The 20,339-nt window shown below is 71.1% G+C and carries 14 protein-coding genes; 8 read left to right on the top strand and 6 right to left on the bottom strand.

Annotation, left to right across the window (positions count from 1 at the left end):
• Positions 1-167 precede the first annotated feature (167 nt).
• From OC490_RS12500 to OC490_RS12485, 4 genes are all read right to left on the bottom strand, one after another.
• Positions 168-2,951, bottom strand: coding sequence for a helix-turn-helix transcriptional regulator (locus OC490_RS12500; protein WP_262057970.1), 2,784 nt, complete (start codon positions 2,949-2,951; stop codon positions 168-170).
• A gap of 94 nt (positions 2,952-3,045) precedes the next feature.
• Positions 3,046-5,760: an AAA family ATPase gene (locus tag OC490_RS12495; RefSeq protein WP_262057969.1), complete on the bottom strand. Its 2,715-nt coding sequence runs from the start codon at positions 5,758-5,760 to the stop codon at positions 3,046-3,048.
• An 88-nt stretch (positions 5,761-5,848) separates the two neighbouring features.
• Positions 5,849-6,628 (bottom strand): serine/threonine protein kinase, encoded by a 780-nt coding sequence (locus OC490_RS12490; protein WP_262057968.1) that lies wholly within the window; start codon positions 6,626-6,628, stop codon positions 5,849-5,851.
• 24 nt (positions 6,629-6,652) lie between these two features.
• A complete protein-coding gene (locus OC490_RS12485; protein WP_262057967.1) occupies positions 6,653-7,708 on the bottom strand; it encodes a LacI family DNA-binding transcriptional regulator in 1,056 nt (351 codons plus the stop codon).
• 330 nt (positions 7,709-8,038) lie between these two features.
• On the opposite strand from OC490_RS12485, the gene OC490_RS12480 reads away from it, so the two are divergent.
• From OC490_RS12480 to OC490_RS12440, 8 genes are all read left to right on the top strand, one after another.
• Positions 8,039-9,358, top strand: coding sequence for an ABC transporter substrate-binding protein (locus OC490_RS12480; protein WP_262057966.1), 1,320 nt, complete (start codon positions 8,039-8,041; stop codon positions 9,356-9,358).
• A complete protein-coding gene (locus OC490_RS12475) occupies positions 9,355-10,377 on the top strand; it encodes a carbohydrate ABC transporter permease (RefSeq protein ID WP_262057965.1) in 1,023 nt (340 codons plus the stop codon). The genes OC490_RS12480 and OC490_RS12475 overlap by 4 nt, the downstream gene beginning before the upstream one ends.
• The gene (locus OC490_RS12470; protein WP_262057964.1) at positions 10,374-11,282 is read left to right on the top strand and encodes a carbohydrate ABC transporter permease; all 909 of its coding nucleotides are present in this window, start codon (positions 10,374-10,376) and stop codon (positions 11,280-11,282) included. Before OC490_RS12475 ends, OC490_RS12470 begins: the two co-directional genes overlap by 4 nt.
• A 94-nt stretch (positions 11,283-11,376) precedes the next feature.
• On the top strand, positions 11,377-12,804 hold the full coding sequence (locus OC490_RS12465; protein WP_262057963.1) for a GH1 family beta-glucosidase: 1,428 nt from the start codon (positions 11,377-11,379) through the stop codon (positions 12,802-12,804).
• Between the two features lie 707 nt (positions 12,805-13,511).
• The gene (locus OC490_RS12455) at positions 13,512-14,393 is read left to right on the top strand and encodes a helix-turn-helix domain-containing protein (RefSeq protein WP_262057962.1); all 882 of its coding nucleotides are present in this window, start codon (positions 13,512-13,514) and stop codon (positions 14,391-14,393) included.
• A gap of 11 nt (positions 14,394-14,404) precedes the next feature.
• Positions 14,405-14,608 (top strand): DUF397 domain-containing protein, encoded by a 204-nt coding sequence (locus OC490_RS12450; RefSeq protein WP_262057961.1) that lies wholly within the window; start codon positions 14,405-14,407, stop codon positions 14,606-14,608.
• Positions 14,609-14,664: 56 nt separating this feature from the next.
• Complete coding sequence (hutH, locus tag OC490_RS12445) at positions 14,665-16,191, top strand: histidine ammonia-lyase (RefSeq protein ID WP_262057960.1); 1,527 nt, start codon at positions 14,665-14,667, stop codon at positions 16,189-16,191.
• Positions 16,192-16,305: 114 nt separating this feature from the next.
• The gene (locus OC490_RS12440; protein WP_262057959.1) at positions 16,306-16,995 is read left to right on the top strand and encodes a hypothetical protein; all 690 of its coding nucleotides are present in this window, start codon (positions 16,306-16,308) and stop codon (positions 16,993-16,995) included.
• A 1-nt stretch (position 16,996) separates the two neighbouring features.
• Here the strand turns inward: OC490_RS12440 and OC490_RS12435 are convergent, their stop codons facing one another.
• Together OC490_RS12435 and OC490_RS12430 are read right to left on the bottom strand one after the other, a co-directional pair.
• On the bottom strand, positions 16,997-18,991 hold the full coding sequence (locus OC490_RS12435; protein ID WP_262057958.1) for a beta-galactosidase: 1,995 nt from the start codon (positions 18,989-18,991) through the stop codon (positions 16,997-16,999).
• Entirely contained in the window at positions 18,988-20,304 is a 1,317-nt protein-coding gene (locus OC490_RS12430; RefSeq protein ID WP_262057957.1) for a glycoside hydrolase family 36 protein, read from the bottom strand. Before OC490_RS12430 ends, OC490_RS12435 begins: the two co-directional genes overlap by 4 nt.
• Between the last annotated feature and the right edge of the window lie 35 nt (positions 20,305-20,339).

Raw genomic sequence — 20,339 nt, 5'->3', positions numbered from 1 at the left:
CGTACGAGGACTTGGGAGCGGGCTGCGTGACATCGGTCCCGGCCGGCTGTGGTGATCGAGCGGGCGGGGCACAACATCCCGTTGGAGGCACCCGCCGAACTCGCGCGTCATTACCTCGACTTCTTCGCGACCGCGCAGAAGTGACGGTCCGACACGGGCGGTCGGGGTCAGTCCCCGGCCACCGGGTCCGGTTCGCCGATCGCGCGGGGGATCTGCTTCCGGGAGGTGATGCCGAGCTTGCGGAACACCTTGTTCAGATGGAACTCGACGGTCGAGGCGGTGACGAACAACCGCGTCGCGATCTCCCCGTTGGTCAGCCCCGAGGCGGCCAGGGAAGCCACCTGCCGTTCCCGCGGTGTGAGGTCGAACCGGGTGTCGACCGTGCGTCTGCGTGCCGTCTCACCGGTGGCCAGCAGCTCGATCCGGGCCCGCTCCGCGTACGGCACCGCGCCGAAGGCGTCGAAGCTCTCGTAGGCGGCGCGCAACTGCTTCCTGGCATCGGAACGCCGTTTGCGGCGGCGCAGCCACTCGCCGAACAGCAGCCGGGCCCGGGCCTGTTCCAGGGCCAGCGGTGCCTGCCCCAGCCGTTCGACCGACTCCTGGTAGTGCTTCTCGGCCTCGTCGCCGTCCGCCGCCAGTGCCCGGCCGAGGGCCAGGGCGCCCAGGGCCCAGGGCGTACCGGCGAGCGGGGCGCGTTCCTCCAGCCGGGACAGTGCCGCGAGGGCGACGGCCCGGTCGCCGGCGCGCACTCCGGCCTCGATGAGCAGCGGGAGAACGAGGTTGCCACAGGCCGGGGGGTCGCCCTCGAAGACGGCCCGAGCGTGCCGCAGCGCCTGTCGGTAGCGGCCGTGTCCCAGCTCGAACAGGGACAGCGCGTGCTGTGCCAGCAGCTGGAGCAGGCCGTGGCCCATGCTCTTCATCGCCGCGGTCTGCCGCACCGATTCCCGCAGCTCGGGCTCCCGGCCTGCCAGGGCGAACAGGTGGAGCCGGTTGATGACTCCGCCGCCGCGGAAGCCGGTATCGGCCGCGATGTCGTCGAACTCGGCGTAGCGGACCTCCGCCTCCGTGAACCGTCCGTCCCAGAGATCGCAGCGGGCCGCGACGAGCAGCGTCATGCTCAGCGCGTACAGTGCGCCGGCGTCGCGGTCCGCCGCCGCGAGGCGGTCGGTGAGTTCGCGCTCGGCCCGGACGTCCCAGAGATCGTCGCAGGCCATGGACAGCATCACCGCGAAGGGGCTGTTCGCGTCCCCGATCTCGGCGCCGTCCCGCAGCCGGTCCAGGGCGGCACGCAACACGGACGCGCCGCGCTCGTAGCCCTCGGCCACGCGTCGGGCCAGACCCTCCATCAGTACGTCACGGCCGTACGCGGCGGTGTCCGGGGCATGCCGGGCGGCGACGACAGCCACCGCGACCTCGGTCAACGACGTGCCCTGCGGACAGCCGTCGGCGACCAGCGCCGCATGCAGCGCCTCACGGAGCAGCTCCCAGGTCAGCCGGGGGTCCCGCGGGCCGAGCCTGGTCACGGCGTCCATCAGCATCGCCGGGACGTCGGCGACGGCGATCTGGAACATCTGGGCGGTCGCCCGCATCCGCAGCTCGCGCGTGCGCATCACCGGGCCGCGGAGGCCGGCGCCGGCCAGGTCCAGCGCGATCCGCGCCGCCGCCGCCTCGCCGGACGCCAGATGGGCCTGCGCCGCGTCGAGCAGCCGCTCGGCCCGCTTGTCCGAGTCGCTGGTGAAATCGGCTGCGCGCGACAGGAAGCGGGCCTGCTGGGAGTAGCCGCCGCGGGAGCGGGCTCGCTCGGAGGCGGCCGCCAGGTCGTCGGCGACGTCGTCGTCCACTCCCTCGGCGGCCTCGGCCCGGTGCCAGGCTCGGCGGTCGGCGTCCCGTACGGGGTCGCAGGCGGCGGCCAGGGCCGAGTGCGCCCGGCGGCGCTCGCCGGGTTCGGCCGCGGCGTAGACCGTCGAGCGGATCAGGGGGTGCCGGAAGGCCGTCGGTGTGTCCCGGCCGAGGATTCCCGCGGCGACCGCCGGCTGGACGGCCCGGGCGGACAGTCCGAGCCGTCCGGCGGCCCGCCACATCAGTCCCGTGTCGTCCGAGGGGGCCGCCGCGAGCAGCAGCAACAGGGTTCCCGTCTCGGGCGGGAGGGCTCGGACCAGCTGCTGGAAGTGGCCCTCCAGCAGGCGGCCCACCGGCAGCGGATCGGGCAGCGGGGCGATACCGGACAGTTGCTCGGCGGCCAGGGCGTCGGCCAGCTCCAGCAGCGCGAGCGGGTTGCCTCCGGTCCCGGCGACGATCCGGTCGGCCACGTCCGCGTCCACCCGCCGGGGGACGGAGAGGAGCAGGTTCCTGGCCTCCGACTCCGGTAGGCCGGTCACCGCGTGCACGCTCAGCCCGTCGAACAGGCCGTTGTCCCCGAGCCCGTCGCGGACGGCGATGATCAGGCCCAGGGAGTCGGCGTGCAGCCGGCGGGCGGCGAACGCGAGCGCCTCGGCCGACTCCCGGTCCAGCCACTGCGCGTCGTCCAGCAGGAACAGCAGCGGCTGGTCGGCGGCGGCCTCGGACAGCAGCGTCAGTGTCGCGAGGCCGACCAGATAGCGGTCGGTCGGCGGCCCCGGCACCAGGCCCAGGGCCGCGTCGAGCGCGGCCCGCTGCGGTCCGGGCAGCCGGTCCGTCCGGTTCAGGAAGGGCCGCAGCAACCGGTGCAGCGCGCCGAAACCCAGACCTGTCTCGGGCTCGGCCGCGGTCAGCCGGACCACGCGCAGTTCGGAGGCCCGGGCCGCGGCGTACTCGAGGAGCCGGGTCTTGCCGATCCCCGGTTCGCCGGTGAGGACAAGGACTCCGCTGAGGCCGTCGCGCACCGCGTCGAGCAGCCGCCCGACGGCTTCGCGTTCGGCGTGGCGTCCGACCATCCGCGGCCCGGACGCGGGCCGGCCGCCGTTCCACACCATGGGATCGCTCCCCCGCTTGTCGATGCCCTGACATGGGGAACGCTAGGAACGCCGCGCCGGCGGAAGCGAGCGTCATGTGACGGTGGTGTGCCGGTCAGCGCAGTGCGCTGACCACCGTCCGCAGCTCGGCACGCGAGGCCACGCCCAGCTTGGGAAAGATCCGGTGGAGATGCGAGCTGACGGTGCGGTGGGACAGGTAGAGCCGCTGCCCTATCTCACGGTTGGTCAGCCCGTCGGCGGCGAGCTGGACGATCTGCAGCTCGTGGGCGGTCAGCTGGTCCCGGGCGTCCGGGGCCCGGCGGCGGCTGGTCTCGCCCGCGGCGCGCAGTTCACGGCGGGCCCGCTCCCCCCAGGGGATCACGCCGAGCGCGTCGAACATGTCGCGGGCGGCACGGAGGTGGTCGCGGGACTCGACGCTGCGCCGCCGGCGCCGCAGCCATTCACCGTAGGCCAGGTGGGTACGGGCCCTGATCAGCGGCCAGGCGCCGAGGTCGGCGCGCAGCGCGTCCGCGAAGAGCGGGTCGGCGTCCTCGTCGTCGGCCAACAGCGCCCGGACCAGACGCAGTTCGGCGTGCAGCACCGGCGCGGAGGTCACCGCGGCGATCTCCTCCAGCTCGGCCACGACCGGGAGCACGAGCTCCAACCGCCCGCAGTGCACAGCCGCGTCGACCAGGTCGACCACGGTCGTCAGCCGCAGGGCGACCTGGAACGCGGGATCCGCCGGATCGTGCAGCCGTCGGAAGTGCCCGAAGGCCTCCTCGAACCGCCCCGTGCCCAACGCGGCCAGCCCGCGGGCCATCGACGCGGTGGCCAGCACCGGACGCGCCCCGGCGGGCAGCCCGATCTCCTCCGCCTCCTCGGCCAGCCCCAGGGCGGAATCCACCTCGCCGCGCAACGCGGCAAGCTTGGCCGCGGTGGCGGTCATCAACGCGTACATCATCGTCTGGCTGGTTTCGCGCGCCAGTCTTCGCGACTCCTCGGTCGTGGCGATCGCCGCGCCGAGATCGCCGACCACGAGCGCGCTCCACGCGTCCGCGCCGACCGTGCGGGCCAAAAGCCCCAGGCGTCCCTGGGCACGCAGCGGTTCGGCGCCGGCCGCCGAGAACGCCCGCGCCAGGTCGAAGCCGCCGACGAGGAGCGAGGCGGTGCTGAGCATGCGGTAGGCGCGGCCGTCGTCGCCCTCCTTCAGGGCGACGCGCCGGGCCCGCTCCAGCACGAACGTGCCGCGGTCGACCGGCGCGGCGTAGGCGCAGATGGCCAGCCGCCACGGATCGAGTTCGTCGAGTTCCAGCCGCTCCACTGCCTCCAGGACCGTACGGCGGCCTTCCGGGCCCGGGTCGGACCAGAAGCACAACTGCGCGGCGCTCCACAGGATCCGCAGCGCCAGCGCACGGTCCTGAGCGGCCATCTCCTCGGCGAGGGCGGTCAGGGAGTTGGCGCCGGACGCGTGGCTGTGCAGTCCCTCGTCGAAGCTGCCGCGGAGCCAGACAACCGTGGCGTGCTGACGCCGTGACAGTGGGCCGGTGAGCGCCTGGTCCAGCAGCCGGGTCACGGTCTCGGGCCGGCCGAGCTCCACGGCGAAGTCGGCGGCGCGCAGCAGCCGTTCCACTCGGCGATCGGCGTCCTCGCTGAGCGCGGCGGCCTGTTCGAGGGCCGTGACGGCCGCCGCGATGCCACCGCGGCGGGCGGCCCGGTGCGCGGCGTCCTCCAACGCGGCGGCGACCGCCTCCGCCGGTTCGTCGGCCGCGGCGGCCCGGTGTCGCAGCTGCCGGTCCGGGTGTTCCCACAGTACGGCGGCGAGCGCCGCGTGTGCGGCGTGGCGGGCGCCGGTGGGCATGGTCTGGTGGATCGCCGACCGCATCAGCGGATGCCCGAACCGCAGTTCGCCGCCGACGACGTGGACGAGGCGGGCGCGCACGGCCGGGTCGAGTTCCGGGGCCCCGGCCGTCGCGCCGGTGAACAGCCGGGTCGCGCGGTAGATCTCGGGGAGCGACGGGCTGTCGTTGAGGGCGGCGATCCGCAGCAGGCTCCGGGTGATGTCGGGCAGGGTCTTCAAGCGGTCGGTGAAGGCCTGTTCGAGCCGCTCGGTGAGCGGCAGTTGGGACATGTACGGATCGGCCGACGCCCCGAGGGAACGGGAGAGCTCCGTCAGGGCCAGGGGGTTGCCGGCGGCCTCGGCCAGCAGCCGGCGGTGCGCGGTCGGCCGCAGGTCCGGGGCCCGGTCCGCCAGGATCTCCGCGGCCTGGCCGTCCGTGAGCGGACCCAGGGGCACGGAGGTGAGTTCGTCGGCGTTCAGGCGCGAGCGGTAGCCCTCGCGTGCGGCCCCCACGATGACCACCGGCTCCGTGCCGACCCGGCGTGCCACGAAGGCCAGGACGCTGGCGGTGGCGTCGTCGAGCCACTGGACGTCGTCGACCAGGACCAGTACCGGCGCGACGGCGGCCGCGTCGGCCAGGAGGTTGAGGACCGCCAGACCGACCAGGAACACGTCGGGGACGCCGGCCCCGGCGAGTCCGAGAGCGGTGTCCAGGGCCTGCCGGTGCGGGGTGGCGAGGTCAGCGGCTCCCGCGGCAAGGGGGCGCAGGACGAGTTGCAGACCGGCATAGGGGATGTCGCTCTCGGCCTCCACACCGCTGGTGCGCAGCACCCGGTGGCCGAGCCCCTCGGCGAGGGCGGCGGTCTCGGCGAGCAACGCCGTCTTCCCGATGCCTGGGGCCCCGCGGACCAGCACCGCGCTCCCGTGGCTCCGCGGCTCGGCCAGCAGCCGGCGCAACAGATCCAGCTGATCGTCCCGACCGACGAGCTCCACGTTCCCCCCATCAGCCGGGTCTCCGGACTCGGTCTGTCCGAAAGGTCAGGGTACTGTGCCGCGGCCGACACCTCTCAGCACGGCGAGATCAGGTGGCAGCGCGCCACGCCTCCGTGAACTCCCGTACGCCCGCGAACCGTTCGGCGGGATCGTCACGGGTCGCCCTTTCCAGTACGGCGAGTTGACCCGCCGTACCGCGCCAGGCCCGCCGCTCACCGCCGTCGAGGAGTACATGGGCGCTGCGGCCGAGGGCGTAGACCGTCGTACGGATGTCGATGGCGGAACCCCGGTACCACTCCTCGGGAGCCATGAAGCGGGCCGAGCCCGGGAGGCGGTCCGCGTCGAGGACGAAGGGGCCGGGGCGGTACTCGTCGAGGTCGATGAGGTGGAGCAGATCGCCGCCGAAGTCGTACAGGAACGCTCCGTCGTAGAGATCGACCGCCACCATGCCCGCCGCCTCCACCGCGAGGTGCGCGTCCAGGACCCGGTCGACCGCGCGCAGGACGGAGGCGAGGGGCAGTGCGCGGAAACGGGCGCGGGCCGGGCCGTACAGGGACTCCCCGTGGCGCCAGGGCATGACCGCCGCCGTACGGCCGTCCGCCACAGCGATCCGATGCGACTGCGGGACGATCGCCGGGTGTCGTACCGCCCGATGGAAGGCCCAGGCGCGGTCAAGTGAGGTCTGGGCGGGGGCTGTTGTCGCCTCTTTGACGAACCAGCGCTCGCCGTCCGGGAGTTGGACACCGTAGGAGACACATCCCGAGTCCTGCTCGCGGAAGACGCGGAACACCTCGCCCACCGTGCGGAGGTACGGCTCGACGGCGGGGATTTCGGCAACGGCCAGGAGGGGATGACGAGTCACGGGCATCAGCTTGTCCGAGCAACCGCTCCCTCATGAAGAGGCCCGCGTCACCAACTCCGTTGCCAGTACCGCCTGTCGGCGCTCAAGTTCCCGGGACGTGGCCGGACGCCGGTCCGCGATCTCGGCCAGGAGCAGGTCGATCATCGCGCGGCCCATCTCCTCGATGGGCTGGCGGACGCTGGTGAGGGGCGGGTCCATGTGGCGGGCGATGGCCGAGTCGTCGTAGCCGACGAGGGCCACGTCGTCGGGGATGACGCGGCCCTCCTCGCGGAGCACCTGGCGGGCGCCCGCCGCCATGACGTCCGAGCCGGCGAAGACCGCGTCGACGTCGGGGCGGCGGGTCAGCAGTTCCGTCATCGCCCTGCGACCGCCCTCCTCCGTGAAGTCGCCCGGCTGGATGAGGTGTTCGTCCACCGCGTGGCCCGCGTCGAGCAGCGCCTCGCGGTAGCCGTCGACGCGGCGCTGGGCGCCGTAGACGTCGAGGCGGCCGGTGATGTGGGCGATGCGGGTGCGGCCTCGGGAGAGCAGGTGCTCGACCGCCGAGCGGGCTCCGCCGTAGTTGTCCGAGTCGACGGACGTCAGGGTCTCCGCCGCCGAGCGCGGGCCGCTGATCACCGCCGGGATTTCCAGTTGCGCCAGCAAGTCCGGCAGCGGGTCGTCCGCGTGGACCGAGACCAGCAGGACGCCGTCCACCCGGTGTGCGGCCAAGTACTGGGCGAGGCGCTGCCGTTCGCGGTCGCTGCCCGCGAAGATGAGCAGCAACTGCATCTCGGTTTCCGAGAGTTCGGCGCCTACGCCCTTCAGCATGTCCGAGAAGTACGGCTCCGCGAAGAAGCGGGTCTCCGGCTCGGGGACGACGAGGGCGATGGCGTCGGTGCGGTTCGCGGCGAGGGCGCGGGCGGCCGTGTTGGGGACGTAGCCGAGTTCGGCGACCGCCGCCTCCACCGCCGCGCGGGTCGTGTCGCTGACTCTTGGCGAACCGTTGATCACCCGGGAGACCGTGCCGCGGCCCACTCCGGCGCGCGCCGCGACCTCCTCCAAGGTCGGCCGGCCGCCGCTCCGGCCCCGCGCTCCGTGGCTTGCCATTGGCTCCGCCTCCTGTAGACCCACCCGTTGGCCTGGAATGTAACAGTCCTGATCAGGGAAGAGGGGCGTGCGGAGCCCCGCCTCCGGCCGAATCCCCGCCTCCCGCACAGTTAGCTAACAGACGAATAACTGAACGCATCTCTCCGTGTCCGGTCCCTTGACACCCCCGCGCGAACCGACGACTCTTCAACACATCACCGGTGGGAGCGCTCCCACGGTACCTGACACATACACATCCCGCACGTTCCCCGCCCGAGCCGCAGCGTGAACTAACGGGCCCAACAATGCAGTTGGCCGGGGGGTCGGCACGTCAGGCAACAGGAGGACGCAATGCGCACGAGTACCCGACGGTCCCATCGGCTGATGGCCCTCGCGGCCGTCGCCGCCCTGACCACAGGGGTGCTGGCCGGCTGCTCAAGTGACTCGGACGGCACTTCGTCGAACGCGAGCGACAGCGGCAAGGGCAAGACCACGCTGACCGTCGGTACCTTCGGCGTCTTCGGCTACAAGCAGGCCGGTCTGTACGACGAGTACATGAAGCTCCACCCGAACATCACCATCAAGGAGGACGTCACCACCCGTACCGACGTGTACTGGCCCAAGGTCCTCACCCGGCTCCAGGCCGGCGCGGGCACCGACGACATCCAGGCCATCGAGGTCGGCAACATCACCGAGGCCGTGCAGACGCAGGCCGACAAGTTCGTCGACCTCGGCAAGGACGTCGACAAGTCGCAGTGGCTGCCCTGGAAGAACGCCCAGGCCACCACCAAGGACGGCAAGCAGATAGGCCTCGGCACCGACACCGGCCCGATGGCGATCTGCTACCGCAAGGACCTCTTCAAGAAGGCCGGTCTGCCCACCGACCGCACCCAGCTCGCCGCCCTGTGGAAGGGCGACTGGACGAAGTACGTCGATGTCGGCAAGGACTACATGAAGAAGGCGCCCAAGGGCACCAAGTTCGTGGACTCCGCGTCCTCCGTCTACAACGCGGCCATCGGCGGCGAGAGCCAGCGGTACTACGACAAGGACGGCAACGTCATCTGGGACAAGTCGACCGGTGTGAAGGCGGCCTGGAACGCGGCGATGGAGGTCGCGACCAGCAACATGTCGGCGAAGCTGAAGCAGTTCGACCCGACCTGGGACCAGGGCTTCGCCAACGCCAGCTTCGCGACGGTGGCCTGCCCCGCCTGGATGATGGGTTACATCCAGGAGAAGGCCGGCACCTCCGGCAGCGGCAACTGGGACGTGGCGGCGGCGCCGACCGCGGCCAACTGGGGCGGTTCGTTCCTCGGCGTTCCCACGGCGACCAAGCACCAGGCCGACGCCGTGGCACTGGCGAAGTGGCTGACCGCGCCGGAGCAGCAGGAGAAGGTCTTCGCCAAGCAGGCCAGCTTCCCGTCCACCCCGGCGGCGTACCCGAACCTGAAGCCGGCCGCCGCCACGACGGCCTACTTCTCGAACGCGCCGATCACGCAGATCTTCTCCGACTCGGCGAAGACGATCCCGGTGCAGGTCTTCGGCATCAAGGACCAGCCGATCGGTACCGCGATCACTGACGTCGGCATCCTCCAGGTGGAGCAGAAGGGCAAGACCCCGGCCCAGGGATGGAGCGCCGCCACCAAGGAGATCAAGGACGTGCTCGGGCAGTGAGCAGCTCCAAGCAGGCCCTCGCACACCCCGCGCCGGGCTCCGGCGCCGCGCCCGGCCACCAGCCGGGCGCGGCCCGCGGCGGTCGCGGTACGCCGGCGCCCGGCCCGAGTTCGTGGCGGAGCCGGCTGTACCGCTGGGACATGAAGGCGTCGCCGTACGCGTTCATCTCCCCGTTCTTCATCATCTTCGGGGCCTTCGGCCTCATCCCCCTCCTCTACACGGCCTGGTACTCGCTGCACAACGTGCAGTTGTCGTCGCTGGACCACAAGACGTGGGCGGGGCTGGACAACTACCGGAACCTGTTGTCCTCGGACTTCTTCTGGAACGCCCTGAAGAACACGTTCACCATCGGTCTGATCTCCACCGTGCCGCAGCTGTTGATGGCGATCGGGATCGCGCATCTGCTCAACTACCGGCTGCGCGGCTCGACCGTGTGGCGGGTCGTGATGCTCACTCCGTACGCCACCTCGGTGGCCGCGGCGACCCTCGTCTTCACGCTGCTGTATTCGTGGGACGGCGGCATGGTCAACTGGCTGCTGCACTTCGTCGGCGTGGACGCCATCAACTGGCGTGAGTCCACGTGGGGTTCGCAGTTCGCGGTGTCGTCGATCGTGATCTGGCGCTGGACGGGTTACAACGCGCTGATCTATCTGGCGGCGATGCAGGCGATTCCCGCCGACCTCTACGAGTCGGCGGCGATCGACGGCGCCAACCGCTGGCAGCAGTTCCGCCATGTGACGATCCCCCAGCTGCGCCCCACGATCCTCTTCACGGTCGTCGTCTCCACCATCGGCGCGACCCAACTCTTCGGCGAGCCCCTGCTGTTCGGCGGGGTCAGCGGTTCGAAGGGCGGCTCCGAGCACCAGTACCAGACGCTCGGTCTGTACATGTACGACCAGGGCTGGATCATCGGCAACCTCGGCAAGGCGTCCGCAATCGCCTGGTCGATGTTCCTGATCCTGCTGATCGTCGCCGCGATCAACCTGCTGTTCACCCGACGGCTGAGGAAGTCCCAATGACCACAGGCGAATTGACACTCCCTCAGGATCAGGCGCCCGTACGGACGGAGCGCGGCCCACGCCGCCGCCGGATCATGGGCGCGGGCAAGCAGATGCACGCGGGCCCGCTGACCTACGCCGTCCTCGTCCTCCTCACGCTGGTCTCGCTGGCCCCGCTGGTGTGGACGGCGATCGCGGCCTCGCGCACCAACACGCGGCTCGCCCAGACCCCGCCGCCACTGTGGTTCGGCGGGAACCTGTTCAAGAACCTCCAGACGGCCTGGGACCAGGCCGGCATGGGCACCGCGATGTTCAACTCCACGGTCGTCGCGAGCACCATCACCATCGGCACGGTGCTGTTCTCGACCCTGGCGGGCTTCGCCTTCGCCAAGCTGAAGTTCAAGTTCTCCAGCACGCTGCTGCTCCTCACCATCGGCACGATGATGATCCCGCCCCAACTGGCCGTCGTACCGCTGTACTTGTGGATGGCGGACCTGCACTGGTCGAACCACCTCCAGACGGTGATCCTGCCGACTCTGGTCAGCGCCTTCGGCACCTTCTTCATGCGCCAGTACCTGGTGCAGGCCCTGCCGACGGAACTGATCGAGGCGGCGAGGGTGGACGGCGCGAGCAGCCTCCGCGTGGTCTGGCACGTGGTCTTCCCGGCGGCCCGCCCCGCGATGGCGGTGCTGGGCCTCCTGACCTTCGTGATGGCCTGGAACGACTTCCTCTGGCCGATCATCGCCCTCAACCAGCAGAACCCCACCGTCCAGGTCGCCCTGAACTCCCTCGGCACCGGCTACATCCCCGACCAGTCGGTGATCATGGCGGGCGCCCTGCTGGGCACGCTGCCACTGCTGATCGCCTTCCTGCTCTTCGGCAAGCAGATCGTGGGGGGAATCATGCAGGGCGCGGTCAAGGGCTGACGCCCGACCCGGGGGCCGGGCACAGCCGGCTCGGCCCCTCCCTCCCCCCTCCGCCTACTCGTTGGTCTCCACGACCCCTTATGGGAGCGCTTCCATGCCTGAGCCCGTGACCCCCGTGACCTTTCCTCCCGCCTTCCTCTGGGGCGCCGCGACCTCCGCGTACCAGATCGAGGGGGCGGTGCGGGAGGACGGCCGTACGCCCTCGATCTGGGACACCTTCAGTCATACGCCGGGCCGTACGGCCGGTGGTGAGCACGGTGACATCGCTGTCGACCACTACCACCGCTACCGCGACGACGTGGCGCTGATGGCGGACCTGGGCCTGACGGCGTACCGCTTCTCGGTCTCCTGGTCACGGGTGCAGCCGACCGGCCGGGGCCCGGCGGTGCAGGTGGGCCTCGACTTCTACCGCCGCCTGGTGGACGAGTTGCTGGCGGTCGGCATCAAGCCGGCCCTCACCCTCTACCACTGGGACCTGCCGCAGGAGTTGGAGGACGCGGGCGGCTGGCCGGAGCGCGACACGGCGTACCGCTTCGCCGAGTACGCGCAGATCGTGGGCGAGGCGCTGGGCGACCGGGTGGAGCAGTGGATCACGCTCAACGAGCCGTGGTGCAGCGCGTTCCTGGGCTACGGCTCCGGGGTGCACGCACCGGGTCGTACGGACGCGGCGGCGTCGCTACGAGCGGCCCATCACCTGAACTTGGCGCACGGGCTGGCCACTTCGGCGCTGCGGTCCGCGATTCCGGCCCGCAACTCGATCGCGGTGAGCCTCAACTCGTCTGTGGTCAGGCCCGCTTCGCAGTCACCGGCGGACCTGGCGGCGGCCCGGAAGATCGACGACCTGGCCAACGGGGTGTTCCACGGGCCGATGCTGCACGGTTCGTATCCGCAGTCCCTCTTCGACGCGACGAGGTCGATCACGGACTGGTCGTACGTCCTCGACAACGACCTGACGCTGATTCACCAGCCTTTGGACGCACTGGGGTTGAACTACTACACCCCGACGCTGGTGGAGGCGGCGGCCTCGGCCTCGGCGGGCCCGCGCGCCGACGGCCATGGCGCGAGCGCGCACTCCCCCTGGCCGGGCGCGGACGACGTGGCGTTCCTCCAAACCCCGGGCGAGCGCACGGAGATGGGCTGGACGATCGACCCGACGGGCCTCTACGACCTGATCATGCGGTACACGAGGGAGGCACCGGGCCTGCCGCTGTACGTGACCGAGAACGGCGCGGCCTACGACGACAAGCCGGACCCGGAGGGCCGCGTGCACGATCCCGAGCGGATCGCGTACCTCCACGGCCACCTGTCGGCCGTACGGCGGGCCATCGCGGACGGCGCGGACGTACGCGGCTACTACCTCTGGTCCCTGATGGACAACTTCGAGTGGGCGTACGGCTACGAGAAGCGGTTCGGGGCGGTGTACGTGGACTACGCGACGCTGGAGCGGACGCCCAAGTCGAGCGCGCGGTGGTACGGGGAGGCGGCGCGGACGGGCGTACTGCCGACGGCGGGGGAAGCCTGACCGACGGGGGACTCCGGGGGACGGGGCGCGGCACGCCTAGGGGACGTGCCGCGCCCCGGCGGGGTTGTCGAGGCCCGCGGTTCCTCGTCCGTGTCACCGGTCCCCCAGCTCGAACCAGGTCGCCTTCCCCCGGCCGGGCCCGTGCGTGCACACGCCCCAGGCGTCGGCGCCGTACGCGATGAGCTGAATGCCGCGGCCGTCCTCGTCGGTGGGGACGGGGGGTACGGCAGGTGGGGACGCCCGGGGCCTCGTCGTGGACGAGGACGCGGAAGCTGTGGGGGTTGGACCAACCTGCGTAGAGGGTTACGGGGGTTAGGTTGCCGTCCAGCTTGCAGGCGTTGATGGCGTTGGTGACGGCTTCCGAGGTCAGCAGCAAGGCCGTGTCGGTGAGTTCGGGGCGGCGAGATGTGGCGAGGAGGGTGCGGACCGTTTCACGGGCGGTGCGGACCCAGGCGGGGTGGGGCGGGAAGACGAGGGAGACGTCGGGGAGGCATCGGGGGTCGTCGTCCATGGAGGGGCTTCTCCTTCGGAGGGGCAACCGGCTTGTGGGTGGCGGTACTTCCGGGGGTGCGGTTGTCGATGACGGTAGGGAATCCGTTTCGGAAGTTGCAACCGTTTACCCACCGCGTCACCCTTGTGAGTGACCGCCGAACAACCTTGTGCTCCAAGGGAGTTCGGCTGTGCAGACTGCCCGCAGGAGGTCACTCATGCCACCCAGGAACAACCCCAGCGAGCGTCAGCGGCGACTCGGCCTGGAACTCCGCAAACTGCGCAACCGTGCCGGGCTGTCCGGCGACCGGGCCGGCGAACTGCTCGACGCCGACCGCACCCGGATCAGCAACATCGAGGCGGGCCGCATCGACGTCTCACGCAACCGCCTCTACATGCTCCTGCGCGAATACGACTGCCCGCCCGGCCCCCTGTTCGACGGGATCATGGCGATGGCCCAGGAGAGCGGCAAAGGGTGGTGGGACGAGTTCAACGACACGATCGGCCCGGCGGCGCGGAACCTGGCCGAGCTGGAATCCCGGTCGACAGTGCTGCGCACCCACAACCCCCTCGTGATCCCCGGCATGCTGCAGACCGACGAGTACGCCCGGGCGGTGCTGGCCGCCACCGAGTCAGCCCCTCAACACGCCGACCGATACGCCGAGTTCCGCCTGGCCCGCCAGCGCGTGCTGACCGGCGACTCACCCGTCACGTACCGCGCTGTCATCCACGAATCCGCGCTCCACACGCGCGTGGGCGGCCCGGCTGTCATGCGCAGGCAATTGTTGCGGCTGATGGAAGTCTCCAGACTGCCCAACGTGATCGTTCAGATCTACCCGTTCGAAGCCGGCGTCTACTCCGCGCACACCCGCTCCTTCGTCGTCTTCGGCGGCGGGGCCCCTGAACTGGACACGGTCTACCTGGAGCATCCGACGAACTCGCTCTTCCTGCGGGATGGAGAGCAACTCGACGAGTACGCCAAGATGTTCGAGCGACTCTCGAAGCTGGCGCTGGCGCCGGTCGACCCGGAATCCGCGCCGGAGTCGCACGAGTCACGCGACTCGCTGAGCCTGATCCAGCACGTCATGTACGCCCTGTGAAAGGACCCGCCATGCCTCAGCTCGTCTGGCAGAAGTCGTCGTTCAGCACCGGCGGCGAAGGCGAGTGCGTGGAGCTGGCGGCAGCGGCGACCGGCCCCCACATCCACCTCCGCGAGAGCGACCACCCCCACCGCATCGCCACGCTCGCACCCCACACCCTCGCCGCCCTCCTCCACGCGGTGAAGTCCCGCCCTCCCTTGCCAAGCCCCAAATAAAGTGATTCATTCGCCACGCAAGTGAATGGATGCACGTCAAGCGCGGGGAGATGTCCATGGCCGCTGTCACCTTGGGCGAGGACCCGATCACCATCGAGCAGTTCGTCGCCGTCACCCGGCACGGCGCCCGGGTCGAGTTCGACGCGACCTACGTCGACCGGGTCCGCAAGTCCCGCACGCTGATCGAACGCTTCCTCGCCGAGAACCGCCTCGTCTACGGCGTCACCACCGGCTTCGGCGACAACGTCACGGAGGTCGTCGACCCGGCGGACGCTGAACAACTCCAGCGCAACATAGTCCGCTCGCACGCCGTGTCCGTGGGCGAACCGCTCCCCAACGAGATAGTCCGAGCCATCGCGCTCATGGAACTGGTCGGCCTCGGCGAGGGCTTCTCCGGCATCCGCTTCGAGACCCTGGAACTGATCCGGCGCATGCTCAACGCCGGCGTCACCCCCCACGTCCCCGGCGAGGGCTCCGTCGGCTACCTCGCCCCCGAGGCCCACATGGCCCTCGTGCTCCTGGGCGAGGGCCGGGCATCCTACGGCGGCCAACTCCTCCCCGGCGCCGAGGCGTTGGCCCGCATCGGCGAGCAGCCGACCCGGCTCGCCTGCAAGGAGGGGCTGTCGCTGACGAACGGCACGCACTCGGTCACCGCGATAGCCGTCCTCGCCGCCCACGACGCCGGCCTCGCGGCGACCACCGCCGACATCGCCGCGAGCCTGTCGGTACAGGCACTGAAGGGCACGGTCCGCGCCTACGACGCCCGATTGCAGGCCCGCAAACGGCACCCCGAGCAGGCCGCCGTGGCGGACAACCTACGACGGCTCACCGCGTCCAGCGCGATCAGCGCCACGTTCCTCGACCACCGGCTCCAGGACAGCCTCTCCCTGCGCGCCGTCCCGCAGATCCACGGCGGCGCGAAGCGGGCGCTCGCGCAGGCCCGGGAGGTCATCGTCGAGGAACTGCACTCCGTGGGCGACAACCCGGTCATCCACCCCGAGGGCGAGGACGGGGTCGCGCTGAGCGGAGCCAACTGCGACAGCACCTACGTCGGTATCCAGGCCGACACCATGGTCAACGCGATGACGGTCCTGGCCAAGGTCTCCGAACGCCGTACCGACCGCATGGTCAACAGCAACTTCAGCGAGCTGCCCGCCTTCCTGGCGCCGAAGCCCGGCCTCAACAGCGGCTACATGATCGCGCAGTACACGGCCGCCGCCCTGACGATGGAACTGCGGGGCATGGCAGTCCCCGCGTCCGCCGACAACGTCACCACCTCGGCCAACCAGGAAGACGCGGTCAGCAACGGCTACTTGGCCGCCCTGAAGGCCTACCGCGCGGCCCACAAGCTCACCTACGTCGTCGCGATCGAGCTGATGTGCGCGACCCAGGCCCTCGACCTGCTCGCACCGCTCACGCCCTCCCCGGCCGCGGAGGCCTTGCGGGCCAGGATCCGGGAGACGGTGCCGACCGTCGACGAGGACCGGGGCTTCCACGCCGACATCGAGCACATCGCCGAACTCGTGCGGAACGGGGAGGCGTTGCGGGTGGTCGAGGACGTGGTCGGCCCGCTGCGCCACTGAGGTCTCGCGGCCTTTCACAGTTGCCCCTCAGACCCCCCGCAGCAGCCTCTCAGCCCCAAGGCGTCTGATCCCTGTGTACGGGTGATTCGATCCCGGCGCAGACGGGAGGACGTCATGTTTTTCATCGTGTTGGTGCTGCTGGCCCTGATCGTCGGCGGCGCGGTCGCCTACGGCAAACGGCAGGCGGGCGGCGGGAGTTCGCGATACGGAGCCGGGAACGCGCAGCAGGTCTACGACGCCGACGCGGGCGCCGAGGCCACCCGCTGGGTGGAGCGGCTCGGCGGGAGTCTGTCCACGCTGGACGCGGGTGGCAACACGGCCGCCCGCCAGGCCCTCGCCGACGCCGCCGAGCGGCACCGTGCCGCCGAGGGGCAACTCGCCGTCGCCTACTCGCCGATGCAGTACGGGCTGGTGACGCAGACCGCCATCGAGGGACTGCACCACATCCGCAGCGCCCGCACCGCGCTGGGGCTCGACCCGGGGCCCGAGTTGCCCGCGCAGGGTGCCGGCGGTCAGGTCACGGTCGGCGGGCAGACGTACACCGCGTCCGCGCAACCCGGTGCGAACACGCCGTACTACTACCCCGGCGGGGTCGTCAACGGCCGTTCCATGGCCGGGGGTTGGTACAGCGCCCCATGGTGGAAGACCGCCCTCGTCGCGGGCGCCGCGGGAGTCGGCGGCATGCTGCTCGCGGACGCGCTCTTCGACGGCTTCCACCATCACGGGCCGCATGGAGGGATGTTCGGCGGCGGGCCCGGTGGACCCGGCGGGTTCGGGGGGTTCGGCGGGCCCGGGCCGTTCTGAGCTAGGGCCTGCGTGGCTCCCGGACGACCGCGACTCCGCCCGGCGGAACACTCACCGAGCCGCCCAACTCACCCTCGCCTGTGAGGAGTTCGGCCGCCCCGGACGCGACCGGCACCTCCGCGCCCGTCCCCGCGTGGTCGATGAGGAACAGATAGTCCGCGTCCGCCCCGCGCCGCAGCACCGCCTCCACGCCGTCCGGCGTCACCCGCACCGGCTCAACTCCCGCCTCACGGCGGATGAGGTCCAGGAGCCCGGCGAGGGTCGCCGGGTCGGGCTGCGTGGCCAGGTACCAGGCCGTGCCCGTGCCGTACGCGTTCCGCGTCACCGCCGGGATGCCGGTCAACGGGCCCTCCGCGTACGACGTGATCGCCTCGGCGCCCGCCAGGGCGACCCGCTCCGACCACAAGGACGCCGTACCGCCGCCGCTGCTCAGTCCGAGGGAATCCCCGGGCAGCAGCGGGAACAGTTCATCCGTCCGGACGCCCAGCGCGTCTCTGAAGGCGCCTGGGTAACCGCCCAGCCGCACATGACAGTTCTCGTCCACGGCCCCACTGTGGAAGCCCACCGCGAGCGTGCCGCCGGACGACGCGAAGTCGGAGAGGTTGGCCGCGCCGGCGTCGTCCACCAGGTACAGGCTGGGGGCCAGGACCAGGCGGTACGGCGACAGGTCCGCGTCGGGGCGGACGAAGTCCATCGCGATGCCCGACCGCCACAACGGCTCGTACCAGGAGCGGACTTGGTCCAGGTAGCGGACCTCCTCGCTGGGCTGGGACGGCAGTTCCAGGGCCCAGCGGGCGTTCCAGTCCCAGACCACTGCGACTGATGCCGTGCCCGTGCTGCCCCGCACCTCCGCCAACGACCGCAGGTCCGCGCCCAGTTGGACCACGTCCCGCCAGATCGCGCTGTCCGTCCCCGCGTGCGGCAGCATCGCCGAGTGCCACTGTTCGGCGCCCGCCTTCGCCGCCCGCCACTGGAAGTAGGCGATGCCGTCCGCGCCGTGCGCGACATGGGCGAGCGCGTTGCGTCTCAACTCACCGGGGTTCTTGGCCCTGTTGACCGGCTGCCAGTTCACCGCGCCGGTCGAGTGCTCCATCAGCAGCCAGGGCCGGCCGCCCGCCAGCGAACGGACCAGGTCGCCGCTCATCGCGATGTCGATCTCCGACTCGGGGTCCGTGGAGCGGAGGTAGTGGTCGTTCGAGACGACGTCCAACTCCGGTGCCCACCGCCAGTAGTCCAGCGCGTCGAAGTTGAACATCACCATGAAGTTGGTGGTGGCCGGGATCGCAGGGGCCGCCTCGCGCAGTACCTCCCGTTCCGCCTTGTACAGCGACAGGAGCGCGTCGCTGCAGAAGCGGCGCCAGTCCAGCTGGTGGGTCGGGTTGGGGACCGCGCCCGTGGCGCGCGGGGGCAGGATCTCCGCCCAGTCGTAGTACCACTGACTCCAGAAGGCCGTGCCCCAGGCGTCGTTGAGCGCCGGGAGGCTGTCGCCGTACTTCGCGCGCAGCCACACCCGGAACGCCTCGGCGCTCTCGTCGCAGTAGCAGGCCGGGTTGTGGCAGCCGTACTCGTTGTGGATGTGCCACATCGCGACCGCGGGGTGAGCTGCGTAGCGCCGCGCCAGTTCGCCCGCGATGCGCAACGCGGCCGTACGGTATGCGGGGCTGGAGGGGCAGAACGTCTGGCGGCTGCCGTACGACAGTCTGCGGCCGTCCCGGTCCACCGGCAGTGCCTCGGGGTGGGCGCGGAAGAACCAGGCCGGGGGTGCCGCCGTCGGGGTCGCCAAGTCGGCCTGGATGCCGTGCTGTTGGAGCAGGTCCAGGACCTTGTCCAGGAGCGTGAAGTCGTACTCGCCCTCGGCCGGTTCCAGCAGCGCCCACGAGAAAATGCCGACGCTGACCATGGTCACCCCGGCCTCGGCCATGAGCCGCATGTCCTCGGCCCAGACCTCCTCGGGCCACTGCTCGGGGTTGTAGTCGCCGCCGTAGGCAATGGTCATTGTTCAACTCCCGTCAGGAGGCGACGGGTTGTCGCCACACCCCACTGGTCCAGAGACAGCAGGCGGTCGCTCGACGCCATCAGGCCGCCGGTGGCCTCGACATGGGCCGCCCAGCGTTCGCGGGTCTCCACGGCCGGGCGGGCCATGAGGCAGTCGGGGTCGTTGGTCCAGAGGCGGCCGTGCTGCCACTGGCGGGCGAATCCCGTGAACTCGGCGGAATCCTGGCCGGGTTGGGAGTGGTCGTCGGCCTCGGGGCGGCGGTGCGGTGCTGTGTCGGGGCTGACCCGCATCGCGTCGAACAGGCCGATGGAGGGGAGGATCGGCGCCCCGCAGCCCAGCAGGTAGGCGTCCGGGCCGATCGCCTCTCGGATCAGGGCGATCCCGGCCCGGTAGGCCTCGATGGCGTCAACTTCCTTGTGGCGTACGCCGTCCAGGGCGCCGGCGTAGAGGAAGTCGGCCTTGAAGTAGTCGTAGCCCTCGGTGCGGAGGGTGGCGTAGACCTCGGTCAGGTACGCCGCCGCGCCGGGGTGGGTGGGGTCCAGAACGCAGAGGTCGTGGCCCCAGTTGCGGCCGGCGTGGGCGAAGCCGCCCGCCGGGTCGCGCACCAGCCACTCGGGGTGTTCGGCGGCCAGGTCGCTCGCCGGGTCGACCAGGAAGGGGGCCGTCCAGATGCCCGCCCTGCGGCCACGCGCGCGGATCGTGTCGGCGATGCCGGCCCGTGAGCGGAAGCGGCCGGAGAGGGTCAGCCAGTCGCCCAGCGCCTTCTGATAGCCGTCGTCGATCTGGACGACGTCGATGGGCAGGTCGAGGGTGTCCATCGCGCGCAGGTTCTCGTGGATGTCGTCCTCGGTGACGGCGGTGAAGTACTCGTACCAGGAGCACCAGACCGTGGGCGCGGGGCGGAGGGACGGCAGGGCCAGGCTGTCGGCCCAGTCCCCCAGCACCGACTGGATGCCGGACCCCGTCCACTCCTTCACCGGGCCGTCGGCGGCGATCTCCGCCACCCCGTCCCGTACCGACAGCCGGATGGACGGGACCGATCCGGTCGGGTCGACCGCCGCCCACAGGCGGGTCGGTGAGCCGTCGCCGGGGTCGAGGGCGAGCAGACCCTCGCCCTGGAAGACATCGGCGGGGACGGTGGCACCGGGGCGGTAGCACACCGTCGCCCAGTTGGCGTTGGCCGGCCGGTACGGCCGCGCCCCGAGGGGGTAGGCGCCGCTCGGGCTCCAGGACTGCCAGCCCTCCTCGTGGACCCGGGCGGTGCGCGGATTCACGGGGACGGAGGCGAGCGCGGTGAAGGGGTGGTCGTGCACGGTGGTTCTCTTTCAACGGGAAGGGCTGGACCGGA

It is taken from the genome of Streptomyces sp. STR69, from assembly GCF_024519455.1.
In the GTDB taxonomy this organism is placed as follows: Bacteria; Actinomycetota; Actinomycetes; order Streptomycetales; family Streptomycetaceae; genus Streptomyces.
The sequence above is the reverse complement of the archived record's forward strand: the minus strand, read 5'-3'. Positions and strand labels throughout refer to the sequence as shown.